The organism is Sphingomonas longa (assembly GCF_016892685.1).
Lineage (GTDB): Bacteria > Pseudomonadota > Alphaproteobacteria > Sphingomonadales > Sphingomonadaceae > Sphingomonas > Sphingomonas longa.
The window spans coordinates 225,407-241,148 of sequence record NZ_JAFEMC010000001.1 but is presented as its reverse complement, the minus strand read 5'-3'; the positions used below and the strand labels follow the sequence as shown (position 1 = coordinate 241,148).

Sequence of the window (15,742 nt, the reverse complement as noted above, 5' to 3'; positions counted from 1 at the left end):
GGAGGTGCCGCGCACGCAGGCGTTACGGAGGGCAGACTCAGGCAAAACCGCCTAAACCGCGAAGGCCGGCTCGCCCTTGCGATGCGCCAGCGCCGCGCCGATCGACGTCGCCCCGCCCAGCAGGAAGCTGATCCCCAGCACATAGCCCGGCAGCGTCAGCGCCGACCAGGGCAGCGTCGCCAGCACGATAGCCGCGAGCACCAGGTTCACGATCCCCAGCACGATCATCATCGCCTTGCCCCGCCGCATGCGGACGCCGAACACCAGCTCCATCACCCCGCGCACGCCGAGCCATACCGCCACCAGCATCGTCAGGGACAGCGCGCCCGTCGCGGGCTCGAACGCCATGACGCCACCCACGAACAGCGACAGCGTGCCGAACACAATCGCGTAGGCGCGCCCGTCATGCCCTTTCCCGAAGACCCCCGCGGCGATGGAGGTCGCACCCGCTGCCATGAAGAAGATGCCGATCACCAAGGTCGCCGCCAGCGTCGCGGCAAACGGCGCGGCGAAGGCGAGAATGCCGAGCACGACCGACAGTATGCCATAGGCCAGTATCCAGCCCCAGCCGGCGCCGATCCCCTGGATACGCAGGCTTTCCATGCCACGCGGTGTGTCGGTCATGAACGACGCTCCCATCGATCAGCGCGACGAACGGCCCGTCGCAGGCCCGGTTCCGGCGCTGGTCGAATCGGTCGCCAGCGCCTACCTCCCGTTCATGCATTCCGGGTTCGTGCCGCTCCGCGTCTTTTCATCATACACCATGCTCGACGGCGCGATCGAGCCGAAGGCGATCGCCGCGCAGGCGAAAGCGCTGGGCTTTCCCGCCGCCGCGCTGACCGACCGCAACGGGCTGTATGCGGCGATGGCATTTTCGGATGCTGCCAAGAAGGGCGGGGTGCAGCCGATCATCGGCACGATGCTGGGCATCGCCCGCCCCGACATGCCGGAGGGCGTGGCTGCCCCGATCGACTGGATCGCGCTCTATGCGCAGGACACGACCGGCTACGACAATCTTTGCGCGCTGGTGTCGGCGGCGCATCTGGACCGCCCGATCGAGCTTGCCGCGCACGTGTCGTTCGAGATGCTGTCGCGCCACACCGACGGCCTGATCGCGCTGACCGCGGGCGGGGAGGGCGCGGTCGCGCGCCTGTTCGCGGAGGACCAGCCTGACCGGGCCCGTTCCTATATGGATCGGCTCCAGTCGCTGTTCGGCGACCGCCTGTACATCGAGCTCAGCCGCCGCAGCGACCCGTTGGAAATCGCGGCAGAGCCGGCGCTGATCGACTTGGCCTATGATCGCAACCTGCCGCTGGTCGCGACCAACCCCTGCTGTTTCGCCGAAAGCGCGTTCGGGGACGCGCATGACGCCATGCTCTGCATCGCCAATTCGACCTATGTCGAAACGGAGGATCGCCCGCGCAGTTGCCCCGATGCGTGGCTGAAACCGGCGGACACGATGAAGGCGCTGTTCGACGATTTGCCGGAGGCGATCGCCAACACGCTGATCGTGGCGCAGCGCTGCGCGGTGATGGCACCGTATCGCAAGCCCATCCTGCCGACGCTCGCGGGCGATCTGTCGGGCGAGGCGCAGATGCTGCGCGACGATGCCGCCGCCGGGCTGGAGGCGCGGCTCGACCGCATTGCCGAACTCCGTGCGCTGAAAGGCGAGCCCGAGGGCGAGCCGGGTTGGCGCGACGTGTACCGCGACCGGCTCGCGTTCGAGGTCGACGTCATTGTCCAGATGGGCTTTCCCGGCTATTTCCTGATCGTCGCGGACTTCATCAAATGGGCGAAGGACCACGACATTCCGGTCGGTCCGGGTCGCGGTTCCGGCGCGGGCTCCGTCGTCGCATGGGCTCTGACGATCACCGATCTCGATCCGTTGCAGTTGGGTTTGCTGTTCGAACGTTTCCTGAACCCGGAACGCGTGTCGATGCCCGATTTCGACATCGACTTCTGCGAAACCCGGCGCGGCGAGGTCATCCGCTACGTGCAGGAGAAATACGGCCGCGATCAGGTCGCGCAGATCATCACCTTCGGTAAGCTGAAGGCGCGCGCCGTGCTCAAGGACACCGGTCGTGTGCTTCAGATGAGCTACGGTCAGGTCGATCGCCTTGCCAAGCTGGTGCCGAACCACCCGACCGACCCGTGGGACCTGAAGCGCGCACTGAACGGCGTGCCGGAACTCGCGAAGGAATATTCGAACGACAATCAGGTCCGGCGGCTGTGGGACCTCGCGACCAAGCTGGAAGGGTTGCCGCGCCACTCCTCGACCCACGCCGCCGGCGTCGTGATCGGCGACCGGCCGCTGGCGAAGCTGGTGCCGCTTTACCGCGATCCGCGGTCCGACATGCCCGTCACGCAGTTCGACATGAAATATGTCGAGGGCGCAGGACTGGTGAAGTTCGACTTTCTAGGTCTCAAGACGCTGTCCGTGCTCCAGAAGGCGGTGCAGCTTCTGAACAAGCGCGGCGTGTCGATCCAGCTCGACGCGCTCGAATGGGACGACCCTCTCGTCTACCAGTTGCTCCAGCGCGGCGACACGGTCGGCGTGTTCCAGCTGGAATCGGAGGGCATGCGCCGCACGCTGTCCGCCGTCCGGCCGACCAATTTCGGCGACATCATCGCGCTCGTCTCGCTCTACCGGCCCGGCCCGATGGACAACATCCCCAGCTTCGGCCGCCGCAAGCAGGGGACGGAGCCGATCGTCTACCCGCACAAGCTGCTCGAAGGCATATTGTCCGAAACCTACGGCATCTTCGTCTATCAGGAACAGGTGATGCAGGCCGCGCAGGTGCTGGCCGGTTACTCGCTCGGCGGCGCCGACCTGCTGCGTCGCGCGATGGGCAAGAAGGTGAAGGCGGAGATGGACGCCCAGCGTTCGACCTTCGTCGAGGGCTGCGAAAAGGCCAACAATATCCCCAAGGCCAAGGCCAACGAGTTGTTCGACCTGATCGACAAGTTCGCGGGCTATGGCTTCAACAAGTCGCACGCCGCCGCCTATGCGCTGCTCGCCTATCAGACCGCATGGCTGAAGGCGCACCACCCGCACGAATTCTACGCCGCGTCGATGTGCTACGATATGGCGCTGACGGACAAGCTCGGCATCTTCGTCGAGGATGCCCGCCGCGCCGGCGTGACGATGCTGCCCCCCTGCATCAACGGCAGCCGACCTGATTTCGATGTGGAGATTCTAAGCCCCTCCCCTTCAGGGGAGGGGTTGGGGTGGGGTCTCTCCACCAGCGACACGGCCAGCGGCACCGCCCCACCCCCAACCCCTCCCCTGAAGGGGAGGGGCGAAGAGTTGGCCGTCCGTTACGCCCTCGGCGCGCTGAAATCCGTCGGCGAGGGCGCGATGGAACGCCTCGTCGTGGAACGCGCCAATGGCCCCTTCGCCAGCCTCGACGACCTCGCGACCCGTGTCGACCCGCGCCTGCTGAACAAGCGTCAGCTCGAAACGCTGGCCGCAGCGGGCGCGTTCGACGGCATCGACGACAATCGCGCCGGCGTCCACGCGGTCGCGGAAACGCTGCTCGCCGTCGCCGCGCGCACGCACGAACAGAAGACCAGCGGGCAGGGTGGCTTGTTCGGCGACACGTCGCACGCTGGCGACGCGATCAAGCTACCCACCTCCGTCCGCTGGTCGCTGTCGGAGCGCATGGAGCAGGAGAAGGAGGCGTTCGGCTTCTACTTCTCCGCGCATCCGGTCGACCGCCACTCGCACCTCGCGCACATGCACGGTGCGCGCAGCTTCGCATCGCTCGGCGAGTTGACGATTCCCGACGACGGCACCCGCGCAGGCGCGACGATGGCGGTGCTGGTGGAAGACGCGCGCTGGCGCACCTCCGCGCGCGGCAAACGCTACATGATGGCGCAGCTTTCCGATTCGAGCGGCCAGTTCGTCGCCACCTGTTTCGACGATCTCGTCGCCAAGGACCTTGAGGAGGCGGCGCGGATGGGCGGTTGCGCGCTCATCACCGTCGAACTCGACCGTCGTCCCGGCGAGGAAACGCCGCGCGTCTCGGTCAAGCGGATCCAGCCCTTCGAAACGCTGGCCGCCGCGGCACGCTTCGTTATCGAGGTCGAAGTCACTGATGCGGCAGCATTTCCCGCACTCGCTGCGTTGCTGTCCGATCATCGCGGCGCGCGCGGCGAAGTCTTCGCGACGCTGACCACGGATCGCGGACCGGCCCGGCTGCTGCTCGGCCGCGACTTCCTGCTCGATGCGGAGCTTGCGGGACATATCGAGGCGTTGCACGGTGTCGCCGCCGCCCGGCTCAAGACCTCCGAGACGAGGCTGAAGCTGGTCGGCTGACCCGGCCGCGCATTCCTGCCGGTCGGCGGATCGGGAGAGTGACCGCGTGCTGGGATCGATGCAGGATATGGAGTTGCGCGTGTCGCGCATCATCGATCACGCCGCGCGCGAACATGCCGGTCGCTCGATCGTCACGCGCTGGGCGGACGGCAGCGAGAGCCGCACGACCTGGGCTGGTATCGCTGACGACGCCAAGCGATTGGCGCAGGCGCTCGAACGCCTCGGCTTGCAACCCGGCGACCGCATCGCGACGCTGGCGATGAACCACGCCAATCATCTCGTCGCATGGTACGGCGCGATGGGCATGGGCGGCGTGATCCACACGATCAACCCGCGGCTGTTCGACGATCAACTCGTCTATATCGGCAACCATGCCGGCGACCGCGTCCTACTCTACGATCGCATGTTCCAGCCGATCGTCGACCGGCTGAAAAGCCGCTGGACCAGCATCGAACACTATGTGGTGATGGACGGGGAGGGGCCGGGCACGCTCGCCGAGCTCCTCGCCGCGGAGGACGGCGATTACGCGTGGGTCGAGGGTCCGGAGCGCGATCCGTGTATGCTCGCCTATACCAGCGGCACGACCGGCGACCCGAAGGGCGTGCTCTACACCCACCGCTCCTCCGTCATCCACGCGCTGACTGTCATCACGCCCGCCGTCTTCAACCTGTCGTCGCGTTCGATCGTGCAGCCGGTGGTGCCGATGTTCCACGCCGCCGGATGGGGCCTGCCGCTCGCCGTGCCGATCGCGGGCGCCAGCTATGTCTTCTCCGCGATCAACGATCCCGCCGTGCTGTGCGATTTGATGACCCGCTACAAGGTCACGCATTCGGCGGGCGTCCCCACCGTGTGGCTTGGCGTGTTCGGCCATATCGATGCCGGCAACCCGCCCCCGGCGCACCTGAAGTTCGCCAGTGTCGGCGGCTCGGCCGCCCCGCGCGCGATGATCGAGCGGCTGATGGGGATGGGCATGGAGGTCGCGCATCTCTGGGGCATGACCGAAACCTCTCCCGTCGGCACCGCAGGCCAGCGCCCCCCCGAGTGGGACGAGATGTCGCGTGATGCCCAGCTCGACCTCGTCTCGAAGCAGGGGCAGATTCCGTTCGGCATCGAGTTGCGCGTCGTCGACGACGCCGGCAACGTCCTGCCCCGCGACGGCACCTCGTCCGGCCAGCTTCAGGTCCGCGGTCCCTGGGTCATCCAGCGCTATTACGGCGCGACGGAGGACGCCGTCGATGCGGACGGCTGGTTCGACACCGGCGACGTGTCCGTCCTCCACCCCGACGGGACGATGCAGATTACCGACCGGTCGAAGGACGTGATCAAATCCGGTGGCGAATGGATCAGCTCCGTCGATCTGGAAAATGCCGCGATCGGCTGCCCCGGCGTCGCCGAGGCCGCTGCCATCGCGATCCCGCACCCCAAATGGGACGAGCGCCCGCTTCTCGTCGTCGTCCGCAAGCCGGGCAGCAACGTTGCGGCCGCGGATATCCAGCAGCATCTGGCCGGGCAGGTCGCGAAATGGTGGCTGCCGGACGAAATCGTCTTCGTCGACGAACTCCCGCACACCGCCACGGGCAAGCTGCTGAAGACTGCTCTGCGCGAACGCTTCCGCGGCCACGTGCTGACAGGGGCTTGACGGGGCAACTCCACCAAAGCCAGCCGAAGACCGTCCCGTCCTCGGCCACCCGGTCACCCCGGCGAAAGCTGGAGTCTCACGCGTTTGTCGCGATCTGATGCCCGACGAGACCCCGGCGTTCGCTGGGGTGACGAAGGGGTGGACCGGGATGACGCAGGGTGGAGCGGGATAACGCAGGCTGGCTCGGCATGACGCACGCTGGACCGGGAGGAGGCAGGCTGAACCGGGTCATGCAGGGTCGAACCGTTCGTGCTGAGCCTGTCGAAGCACAGATGAGGCTCATGCACTTCGGCAGGTTCAGCTCGAACGGCATGCATAGAAGGCTATCACGTCATGATGCTCCCGATCGGGGGCTATAGACGCGAGGCAACAAGCAGCGGCAGGGCGTTGCAAACCGCCGCCCCGCCAACGGCATCCCTCAGTCGTCCTTCGTCGTCTCCCCGCCCTGCTCGCCAGCGTTGTTCCCGTACCCCGCTCCGGATTCCTCCTGCTCGACGGGCTGCTCCGGCGTCTCGGTCTTCGCGCGATCCTGATCGGTCATATCGGCATCCTTTCTGCCGCTCCAACGCGCGACCGGGGCCGGAGTGCCTCAGAACAATTCCCCCTGCGGCCCGGCCGGCGCACGGAACAGGTCGGTGCGCAGCGCGATGCGATCCTTGTTCAGCCCGTGCTTGCGGCACGCGATGCGAAACCGCGTGCCCAGCAACTCCGCCCAGGGTCCCGCGCCTTTCATCCGCGTGAAGAACTCCGGGTCGTTGTCGCGCCCGCCGCGCAGCGACTGGATCACGCTCATGACCTTGCCCGCACGATCGGGGAAATGCTCGTCGAGCCACGCGCGGAACAGCGGCGCGACCTCGTGCGGCAGCCGCACCGGCAGGAAGAAGGCGTAGCGCGCACCGGCCTCCGCGGCGCGCTCGATCAGATGCTCGATCTCATGATCGGTGATCGCGGGGATGACGGGCGAGATCGAGACGTACGTCGGCACCCCCGCCGCCGACAGCGTCGCTACCGCTTTCAGCCGCCGTTCGGGATGTGGCGCACGCGGCTCCACCGTGCCCGCCACCTTGGGATCGAGCGAGGTCACCGACATGCACACCGCCGCCAGGCCCTTGGCCGCCATCGGCGCGAGGATGTCCAGATCGCGCACGACGCGGTCGGATTTCGTCGTGATTGTCACCGGATGGTCCGTCTCCGCCAGCACCTCCAGGATCGACCGCGTCACCCGCCACTCGCGCTCGATCGGCTGGTACGGATCGGTATTGGTGCCCAGCGCCATCGGCCGGACGACATAGCTCGGCTTCTGCAATTCCGCGCGCAACAGCATCGCCGCGTCGGGTTTCACGAACAGCCGGCTCTCGAAATCCAGCCCCGGCGACAGGTCGTGGAACGCATGGCTCGGCCGCGCGAAGCAATAGATGCAGCCATGCTCGCACCCGCGATACGGGTTGATCGAGCGGTCGAACGGCACGTCGGGGGAGGCGTTGCGGCTGATGATCGTCCGCGGTCGCTCGACCGTTACGGTCGTCTTCAGCGGCGTCAGCGCGCCGTCGATGCCCTCGCGCTCGTCGAGCCAATCTCCGTCCGCCTCCACCTGCGGCAGGTTGAAGCGCCGGCTCTCCGCATTGTGAGTCGCACCGCGCACGGGCCGGGTGTTCGCCATGCCTCGATGATACGATGCCGATAAGAACGTATCAAGAACATTGTCGCTGATCGGCGAGTACCGATCCTCGGTGACCTACCGCTCCAGCAAGCGCGGCATCAGCTCGACGAAGTTGCAGGGCCGGTGCCGGCTATCCAGCTGCTCGCGCAGGATGCCGTCCCACCCGTCTTTCACCGCTCCGGTCGATCCCGGCAGCGCAAAGACGTACGTGCCGCCGGATACGCAGGCGCAGGCGCGTGACTGCACCGTGGACGTGCCGATCTTGGCATAGCTCAACCAGCGGAACAGTTCGCCGAATCCGGGGATCATCTTCTCCGCCACCTGCTCCACCGCCTCCGGTGTCACATCGCGCCCGGTGACGCCGGTACCGCCGGTGGTGACGACGACATCGATGTTCGGGTCGGCGATCCACGCCCGCAACCGCGCGACGATCGTATCCACGTCATCCCGCTCGATCGCACGGTCCGCCAGCACATGCCCAGCCGTCGTCAGCCGCTCGACCAGCGTGTCGCCCGAACGATCCTCCGCCAGCCCGCGCGTGTCGGACACCGTCAGCACCGCGATCCGCACCGGCAGGAAAGTGCGGCTTTCGTCGATCGGCATCAGTCGCCCTGTACGCTGGAACCGATCGTCGCCGTGACCGATTTCACGATGTTCGGCTGCATCGCCATCGCCGCCGCCGCGCGCCGCAGCAGGTCGCCGTCGGTCATCGCGCTCGCCGCCGCCGCGACGGTGCCGGGGATCGCCTTAACGACCGACACGATGTTCTCGGCGAAGCTGTTGGCGGGGGCCGACGGCACCGGCGCCGGCTGCATCGCCAGCGTCGCGGTCCGGATCGGCGACACCGCGTTCGGCAGCGTTACGGGCGCCCGTAACGGCGCGATCACTTGCGCCACTGCGACGGGGGCCGGGGCCGCCGCCACCGGCGACCGCACGATCCGCGGACGCGCCGCCTGCACCACCGCGCGCACCGGAGCCGTTGCGGCATACGCCACCCCGCTATTGCCGCGCGTCGGCATCCGCACCGCCAGCGCACCGCTCATCCCCGGAAAGCGAGGCCACATCCCTTGCGCCAGCGCGGCGCGGCTGGTCGACGCCGACTTGCCGCCCTGCGTCTCGTACATCCAGTAGTTGCGCAGCACCGTCGTGACGTACCCGCGCGTCTCCCAATAGGGGATGCTCTCGATATACATCAGCGGGTCGCCGCCGTCGTGAACCAGCGTGTTCCACTCGCCGACCGGCTTCGGTCCGGCGTTGTACGCGGCGATCACCTTCGGCAGCAGCCCGCCGGTCAAACCCATGTCGCGCAGCCGCTCCAGATGCCGCTGGCCGATGTCCATGTTCACCGAAGGCTTGCCGAGCGCGACCTTGTCGATCGTCGTTCCCCGCTCGCGCGCGAAATCCGTCGCGGCGGCGGGCATGATCTGCATCAGGCCGTATGCGCCCGCCTGGCTCGTCACCTTCGGCCGGAAGCGCGATTCCTCCAGCGTGTGGGCGTAGACCAGCGCCTTGTCGACGCGCCAGCCGCTGTCCGGCTGCCAGTTCGGCGTCGGATAGCGCGCGTCCGCGGTCGGCGTCACGCCCTGCGGACAATTATGCGCCAGCCAGATCGTCGTCGCCGGCAAATCGAGCGTCTCGGCCAGCTTGACGAGGCTGCCGAACTCCGCCGGATTGCCGATCTTCGCCTGCTGACGGATCACGTCGTCCGCCAGATCGGCCTCGCCGACCTCGATCAGCGCCGCCGCGACGCGCACGTTCGGGCGCTTGTCGAGCAGCGTCCAGTCGGCGTCGCGCATCCCGCCCTTCGCGCCGATGCCGCCACGCATCCCCAGCGCCTGTCGCGCGAGTTGCCCGTAGAAGCTTTCGCCGAACTGCGCCGCCGCCTTCAGCCGGCCTTCGATCCGGTCTGGCCGCGCGCACACCATGTCCGCGCGCGACGCCCAGTACAGCCCGGCCGCGCGCAGATCGACATCGCCGGCGCGCGCCGCCACGCCCTCGAACCCCGTCTCCGCCGCCGCGCAGTCACCCTGTCGCCACGCCGCCAGCGCCGTCATCCAGCGACCCTGCACCGCCCAGTCACCGCTGCCCGCCGCCGCCAGCGCGCCGAGTTCGCGCACCTTCGCGTCCTCGCCGCGCAGGAAATACATCCACGCGACCTTGGCCTGCCACTCGGTCGTCGCCTCCGGGCTCAGGCCGACGGTCTGCGTCAACAGCGCTTCCGCCGACGCGCCGTCGTCAACCTTCACATAAGGCTGCATCCTCTGCGCGAGATCGGCCGCGACCATGTCGCTCTTCGTCGCCTTCGCGCGGACGCGGCGAGGTGCGCCGTCCTGCCAGATCAGCCGCTGCGCCACCGGCAGCGGCGGCAGGTCGGTTGCGCCCCGCGACGATGCCAGCCGCCGCAGCGCCTCGGCCTGCGGAAGTTCGGGCGCTTCGTTCAGCAGCGTGACCAGCGGCTCCAGCTCGACGCGCGGCGATCCCTTGGCGGTGTAGAGTTCGGCGCGCGCGATCGCATGCAGCGGCCCCGGCTTCATCGCGTCCAGCCCGAGCTGCGCATCCTGCCAGCGTTGCGCGCGGATCGCGGCGAACACCTGCGCGTATGCCGCCCGCTGCGCGTCATCCAGCTGCGTCGGGATGCGCGCCGCCTGCGCCGAGCGAGCCTCGCCGGACGGGTCGCCGCCCGATTCCGCCGCCATTGCGGGGAGGGGTAGGGTGGCCAACGCCACCGTCATCGCTGCTCTCAAACGCATGTTGCAGCTCATTGATCTGCCCCCATCAGCAATTGCAGGTCGCGCCAGCTTTCGGCCTTCATCGCCGGACGCTCGATCAGCATCCGCGGATGGGCGGAGGCTACGACCTTCGTATGTCCGCTTTTATGGTTAAACGCCTGCAAAGAACCGCGCGCATCGATTCGCTCCATCGCCAGCACGGCACGGCTCGTCGCATCACCGAGCAGCAGCAACCGTTCCGGCGCGACCAGTTCGATATGGTGGCGCGCGATCTCGCCCAGCTTCGCCTCGATATCGCGCGGCATCCGGCCCGCGGCGGGCCGACGCGCGCAGACCGCGGCGATGTGCACGGTGTCGCGCGACAGGCCGATCGCGGCGAGCATCCGGTCGAACAATTTGCCGGGCTCCCCCGCCAGCAGCGCGCCGGCATTGCCATCGTCGCGGTCGGGGCAATCGATCAGCACCATGACCTTCGCATCGGCGGGACCCGTAGCGGCAAGGGACACGCCGCTCCACGCCGCCTCGGGCGCGCTCGCCCCAGTCCGCCAGCCGAGAAAAGCCTCCAGCGTCGCGGGCAGCGAGTCCGCCGCCGGTGCCGCCTCCACCACGGGAGCGGGGGCAGGGGCCACCAGCCAGTCGCGTGGCGCGTCCTCGACCAGCACGTCGACACCCGCGTCCGCCCACCAGGCGATCGCATTCGCGATCATCGCGCGGTCGGCGGGTTCGGCCTGTGCCGTGTCGATATTCCGGTATGCCCCCATCGCCGGGCGTCATGCTCCACGGTTGACGTGGCGGTCAATGTAGCGGAACGGCTTATTGGACAGGATGGTGCGGCATCACGCCCGGCGGATCGCCGGCGGGGCCGCTGGAGAGAAGAGGCCATGAGCGAACGCGAGTCGATGCCCTACGACGTGGTGATCGTCGGTGCCGGCCCTGCCGGGCTGTCGGCGGCCATCCGTCTGAAACAGCTGGCGAACGAAGCGGGTGCGGAACTGGCCGTCTGCGTCCTCGAAAAGGGGTCGGAGGTCGGCGCGCACATCCTGTCGGGCGCGGTGATCGATCCGCGCGCGATGGACGAGCTGATCCCCGAATGGCGCGACACCGACTGCCCGCTGGCGGAGACGGCGGTGACGGAGAACATCCACTGGGTGCTGACCACGAAGGGCAAGTTCAACCTGCCGCATCTGTGGACCCCGCCGTTCCTGCACAACAAGGGCACCTACACCTGCTCGCTCGGCAATCTCTGCCGCTGGCTCGCGGGCCGCGCCGAGGAGCTGGGCGTAGAGATTTTCCCCGGCTTCGCCGCGGCGGAGATCCTGTTCGACGACGACGGCCGCGTGAAGGGAGTCGCGACCGGCGACATGGGCGTCGCCCGCGACGGCACGCACAAGGGCGACTACACGCCCGGCCTCGAAATCCACGCCAAATACACCTTCTTCGCGGAGGGCGTGCGCGGCCACCTGACCAAGGAGGTCATCCGCACCTTCGACCTCGCCGCGAACAGCGATCCGCAGGTTTACGGCCTCGGCGTCAAGGAGCTCTGGGACATCGCCCCGGAAAAGCACCACCCCGGCCGCGTCGTGCATACGCAAGGGTTCCCGCTCGGCGACGACGCGAACGGCGGCGGCTGGATCTATCATCAGGCCAACGGTCAGGTGTCGATCGGCTTCGTAACATGGCTAAGCTACACCAACCCCTACATTTCCCCGTTCCAGGAGATGCAGAAGTGGAAGACGCACCCGGCGGTCGCGGAGCTGCTAGCGGGCGGCAAGCGCGTGTCCTACGGCGCGCGCGCGATCAACGACGGCGGGTTGCAGTCGATCCCGAAGCTGGTCTTCCCCGGCGGCGCGCTGATCGGCTGTTCGGCGGGCTTCCTCAACGTCCCCCGCATCAAGGGTACGCACGGCGCGCAGAAGTCGGCGATGATGGCCGCCGAAGCCGCCTTCGCCGCGATCCAGCAGGGCCGCGAGCATGACGAACTGACCGCCTATCCGGAGGCGTTCGAGGCGTCGTGGCTGAAGAAGGAGCTGTCGGTCGTCCGCAACGTCGTGCCGCTCGTCAAGAAGTTCGGCGATTTCCTCGGTTCCGGCCTGTCGGGCATCACCATGTGGCTGGAGCATTTCGGCCTGAAGATGCCCTTCACGATGAAGCATCACCCGGACCATGAGAGCCTGTGGCGCAAGGACCTCGTGAAGCCGCCGGTCTATCCCAAGCCCGACGGCGTCCTGACCTTCGATCGCCTGTCGTCGGTGTTCCTGTCGAACACCAATCACGAGGAGGACCAGCCGGTCCACCTGACGCTGCGCGACCCGAACGTACCCGTCGAATACGACCTGCCGATGTACGACGAGCCGGCGCAGCGTTACTGCCCGGCCGGCGTGTACGAGATCGTCGGACAGGATAGCGGCGATCCAAAGTTCGTCATCAACGCGCAGAATTGCGTCCACTGCAAAACCTGCGACATCAAGGACCCGACCCAGAACATCAACTGGGTCGTCCCGGAAGGCGGCGGTGGCCCGAACTATCCCAATATGTAGCCTGATCGCGCTCGCGGTGCTCGCCGTGACTCCGGCCGCTGCGGACTCGGGGCGGACGGCGTATCTGACCGCGCGCGCGGCGGAAGCGGACGGTGACGGCCCCGCCGCGTCGACCGCCTACGCCGCCGCCGTCGCCGCCGCGCCACGTGATCCCGTCGTCGCGATCCGCGCCTTTCGCGCTGGCATCGCCAGCGGCGACGCGGCGCTGGTCCGCAGAACCGGTGCCGTCCTGCGCAACGCCGGCATCGCTCCCGCCGACGCCGCGCTGTTTCCGATCGCCGACGCCGCCCGCGCCGGCGATGCCGCCGCCCTGAAGCAGGCGACGCGGTCACTCGCCACTGATCGTTTGCGTATCCTCGCCCCGATCATCGAAGCGTGGGCGGCGGGCGGCAACGCCGGCATTGCCATCCTCGACCGATCGACGATTGATCCGGTCGCTAAACCCTTGGTCGCCGAGCACCGCGCGCTGCTGCTGATCGCCGCCGGTCGCCTCGCGGAGGGCAGCGCCGCCGCCGGCCTCGCCTCCACCACCAACCGCGCGCCGCGCGTCGCCGCCGCCGAACTGATCGTCGGGTTGGGAGAACCGGCCCGTGCACAGGCGCTCCTCGGGTCGGGCCAGTCGCTCCCCGCCGGCCAGCGTGCATCTCCAGCGTTCGGTGTCTCGCGCCTGTTCCTGCGTCTCGCCGAAGAACTCGGCCGCGGCGAACAGGCCAGCACCTTGTCCCTTTCGCTCGCCCGCGCCGCGCTCGATGCCGATCCCGGCTATGCTCGCGCGCGGCTGATCCTCGCCAACCAGCTGGCCCGCGCTGGCGACTCCGATGCGGCGCTGGCGAACCTCGCCGCGATCCCCGCCGACGATCCGCTGGCGAGCGACATGCTGGAGGCCCGGATCGCGCTGCTCGACGGCAGCGACCGCAAGCCCGAGGCGCTCGCCGTAGCCCGCACCCGCGCCGCCGCACCCGACGCGACGTTCGTCGACCGCGTCCGCCTCGCCGACCTGCTGGTCGAGGCGGATCGCCCCGCGGAGGCCGCGCCGATCTGCGCCCGCGTGCTGGACGACCCGCGCATCGCCAAACGCTGGAACGCGTGGCTCCGCTACGCCACCGCGCTCGACGCTGCGGACCGGTGGAAGGACGCGCGCCGCGCCCTGCGCCGTGCGGTTGCGCTCGCGCCGGACCAGCCGCTCGTCCTCAACTTCCTCGGCTACGGCCTCGTCGATCGCGGCGAGGACGTGGCCGCCGCCACCAGGATGCTCGAAAAGGCGCACTCGCTGGAACCCGAAGACGCCGCCATCACCGACTCGCTCGGCTGGGCGTATCTTCGCGCCGGCGACACTGCCCGCGCGCTGCCGCTGCTGGAACGCGCCGCCCGGGACAGCCCGGCCGATGCCGACATCGCCGACCATCTCGGCGACGCCTATTGGGCAACCGGCCGCCGCTACGAAGCGCGCTACGCCTGGCGCGCCGCCGCAATCGTCGCCGAACCGCGCACGCTCGGCCGGCTCACAGCCAAGATCGAGAACGGACCGGCGGCCCGTTAGCCGCTTGATTTCACTACCCGTGCCCCGCGCAGGCGGGGGCCCAACGCTATCTTGCTGAACATAAATCTGTCCACTTCACCGTCCCACCCCGGCGGAGGCCGGGGTCCAGTTGCAGCAAAGGCTCTGAGTCTCACGAGCGGCGCGGAAACTGTACCCCCGGGCCTTCGCCGGGGTGGGTCGGGTGTGGAGTGCGACAGGGTTGACGCAGAGCATGTGGTCTGGATCCTGACAAACACCAACTTCCAGCCTACCCAAACCAGTCTTGCCCCCGAACCGCCCCTGCCGCATCACCCGCGCGATGATCGTCGAATCCGCCCCCGCCAAGATCAACCTCGCGCTCCACGTCCGCCGCCGCCGGCCGGACGGCTATCACGAACTCGAAACCCTCTTCGCCTTCGCCGCCGACGGCGACACGATCACCGTCGAGGAAGCGGCCGAGGACCGGTTCGACATGACCGGCCCCTTCGCCCAAGCCCTTCGGTCCCCCTCGGGGAATGGAAAGGCGCCCACCAACCTCGTAACCGACGCCCGCGACGCCTTCCGCCACCACCAGCCCACGCCCCCCGTCGCGATCACGCTCACGAAGAACCTCCCCATCGCGTCCGGCATCGGCGGCGGTTCGGCGGACGCCGCCGCGACGTTGCGCGCGCTGGCCCGCTTGACCGGGATCGACCCGCACGCCCCCGCGCTGTTCGCGATCGCCGAACATCTCGGCGCAGACGTGCCCGCCTGCCTGCTCGGCCGCACCACGCTTGGCACCGGCAAAGGCGAGGCGCTGGTCCCGATCGAGGGCGCGCCCGGCACGCCGCTGCTGCTCGTCAACCCGAACGTCGCCGTCTCCACCGCCGCCGTCTTCGCCGGCTGGGACGGCATCGATCGCGGCGCGCTGGGGGAGGGGCCGTTGCTCGATCGCGCCCGCGCCGCCCGCAACGACCTGGAATCGCCGGCCCGGTCGCTCGCCCCCGTCATCGGCGAAGTCCGCACACTGCTCGACGCCGCTCCCGGCGCAATCCTGTCGCGCATGTCCGGGTCCGGCGCCACGTGCTTCGCGCTGTTCGACACGCCCGAAGCTCGCGACACGGCCGCCACTGCGGCCGCTGCGAGAGGCTGGTGGTCGCTCGCCTCGATCATGACCTGAAAAGCCACGCCGCGATGACGCGGAGAACGAGCCACGCGCAGCCCACAAACAAATTCCTTCCTGTCTTATCCGCGTCGCACAAACGAAACTTCTTCGAGTTCCCATCTTGTTCCACGAGAACAAACCATATACATGGAAGCAGACGCGTTGCCCCCGCCACGCGCTTGCTCTAGCGATGGGA

General features: G+C 68.4%; 11 protein-coding genes. 5 read left to right on the top strand and 6 right to left on the bottom strand.

Translation table 11 applies throughout. The features are described 5' to 3' along the window. Positions 1-51: 51 nt before the first annotated feature. Positions 52-624 carry an HdeD family acid-resistance protein gene (locus tag ILT43_RS01125; RefSeq protein WP_204193370.1) on the bottom strand — a complete coding sequence of 191 codons (573 nt, stop codon included), beginning with the start codon at positions 622-624 and terminating at the stop codon, positions 52-54. A 94-nt stretch (positions 625-718) separates the two neighbouring features. Between ILT43_RS01125 and dnaE the strand changes: the two genes are divergently transcribed. After that, entirely contained in the window at positions 719-4,318 is a 3,600-nt protein-coding gene (dnaE, locus tag ILT43_RS01120; RefSeq protein ID WP_211534371.1) for a DNA polymerase III subunit alpha, read from the top strand. 58 nt (positions 4,319-4,376) lie between these two features. After that, positions 4,377-5,957, top strand: a complete 1,581-nt coding sequence (locus tag ILT43_RS01115) for a long-chain fatty acid--CoA ligase (RefSeq protein ID WP_239473935.1) — start codon at positions 4,377-4,379, stop codon at positions 5,955-5,957. A gap of 418 nt (positions 5,958-6,375) precedes the next feature. Here the strand turns inward: ILT43_RS01115 and ILT43_RS19635 are convergent, their stop codons facing one another. The 5 genes from ILT43_RS19635 to ILT43_RS01095 all read right to left on the bottom strand — a co-directional run bounded on the left by ILT43_RS19635 (position 6,376) and on the right by ILT43_RS01095 (position 11,107). After that, a complete protein-coding gene (locus ILT43_RS19635; protein ID WP_275431400.1) occupies positions 6,376-6,498 on the bottom strand; it encodes a hypothetical protein in 123 nt (40 codons plus the stop codon). Positions 6,499-6,546: 48 nt separating this feature from the next. Further along, positions 6,547-7,617: a PA0069 family radical SAM protein gene (locus tag ILT43_RS01110; protein ID WP_204193365.1), complete on the bottom strand. Its 1,071-nt coding sequence runs from the start codon at positions 7,615-7,617 to the stop codon at positions 6,547-6,549. Positions 7,618-7,692: 75 nt separating this feature from the next. Then, on the bottom strand, positions 7,693-8,220 hold the full coding sequence (gene moaB, locus ILT43_RS01105; RefSeq protein WP_204193363.1) for a molybdenum cofactor biosynthesis protein B: 528 nt from the start codon (positions 8,218-8,220) through the stop codon (positions 7,693-7,695). Continuing rightward, complete coding sequence (locus tag ILT43_RS01100; protein ID WP_204193356.1) at positions 8,220-10,367, bottom strand: transglycosylase SLT domain-containing protein; 2,148 nt, start codon at positions 10,365-10,367, stop codon at positions 8,220-8,222. The genes moaB and ILT43_RS01100 overlap by 1 nt, the downstream gene beginning before the upstream one ends. 8 nt (positions 10,368-10,375) lie before the next feature. Beyond that, positions 10,376-11,107 carry a uracil-DNA glycosylase gene (locus tag ILT43_RS01095; RefSeq protein WP_204193355.1) on the bottom strand — a complete coding sequence of 244 codons (732 nt, stop codon included), beginning with the start codon at positions 11,105-11,107 and terminating at the stop codon, positions 10,376-10,378. A gap of 120 nt (positions 11,108-11,227) precedes the next feature. On the opposite strand from ILT43_RS01095, the gene ILT43_RS01090 reads away from it, so the two are divergent. The 3 genes from ILT43_RS01090 to ILT43_RS01080 all read left to right on the top strand — a co-directional run bounded on the left by ILT43_RS01090 (position 11,228) and on the right by ILT43_RS01080 (position 15,561). Continuing rightward, positions 11,228-12,883, top strand: a complete 1,656-nt coding sequence (locus ILT43_RS01090) for an electron transfer flavoprotein-ubiquinone oxidoreductase (RefSeq protein WP_204193353.1) — start codon at positions 11,228-11,230, stop codon at positions 12,881-12,883. Further along, entirely contained in the window at positions 12,858-14,423 is a 1,566-nt protein-coding gene (locus ILT43_RS19755) for a tetratricopeptide repeat protein (protein ID WP_204193352.1), read from the top strand. Before ILT43_RS01090 ends, ILT43_RS19755 begins: the two co-directional genes overlap by 26 nt. Before the next feature lie 298 nt (positions 14,424-14,721). Continuing rightward, positions 14,722-15,561, top strand: coding sequence for a 4-(cytidine 5'-diphospho)-2-C-methyl-D-erythritol kinase (locus ILT43_RS01080; protein ID WP_204193349.1), 840 nt, complete (start codon positions 14,722-14,724; stop codon positions 15,559-15,561). Positions 15,562-15,742 lie beyond the last annotated feature (181 nt).

Excerpts from the sequence above, each read along its gene's own strand:
- ILT43_RS01125 (WP_204193370.1), bottom strand. The coding sequence starts at position 624 with ATGACCGACACACCGCGTGGCATGGAAAGCCTGCGTATCCAGGGGATC.
- dnaE (WP_211534371.1), top strand. The coding sequence starts at position 719 with ATGCATTCCGGGTTCGTGCCGCTCCGCGTCTTTTCATCATACACCATG.
- ILT43_RS01115 (WP_239473935.1), top strand. The coding sequence starts at position 4,377 with ATGCAGGATATGGAGTTGCGCGTGTCGCGCATCATCGATCACGCCGCG.
- ILT43_RS19635 (WP_275431400.1), bottom strand. The coding sequence starts at position 6,498 with ATGACCGATCAGGATCGCGCGAAGACCGAGACGCCGGAGCAGCCCGTC.
- ILT43_RS01110 (WP_204193365.1), bottom strand. The coding sequence starts at position 7,617 with ATGGCGAACACCCGGCCCGTGCGCGGTGCGACTCACAATGCGGAGAGC.
- moaB (WP_204193363.1), bottom strand. The coding sequence starts at position 8,220 with ATGCCGATCGACGAAAGCCGCACTTTCCTGCCGGTGCGGATCGCGGTG.
- ILT43_RS01100 (WP_204193356.1), bottom strand. The coding sequence starts at position 10,367 with ATGCGTTTGAGAGCAGCGATGACGGTGGCGTTGGCCACCCTACCCCTC.
- ILT43_RS01095 (WP_204193355.1), bottom strand. The coding sequence starts at position 11,107 with ATGGGGGCATACCGGAATATCGACACGGCACAGGCCGAACCCGCCGAC.
- ILT43_RS01090 (WP_204193353.1), top strand. The coding sequence starts at position 11,228 with ATGAGCGAACGCGAGTCGATGCCCTACGACGTGGTGATCGTCGGTGCC.
- ILT43_RS01080 (WP_204193349.1), top strand. The coding sequence starts at position 14,722 with ATGATCGTCGAATCCGCCCCCGCCAAGATCAACCTCGCGCTCCACGTC.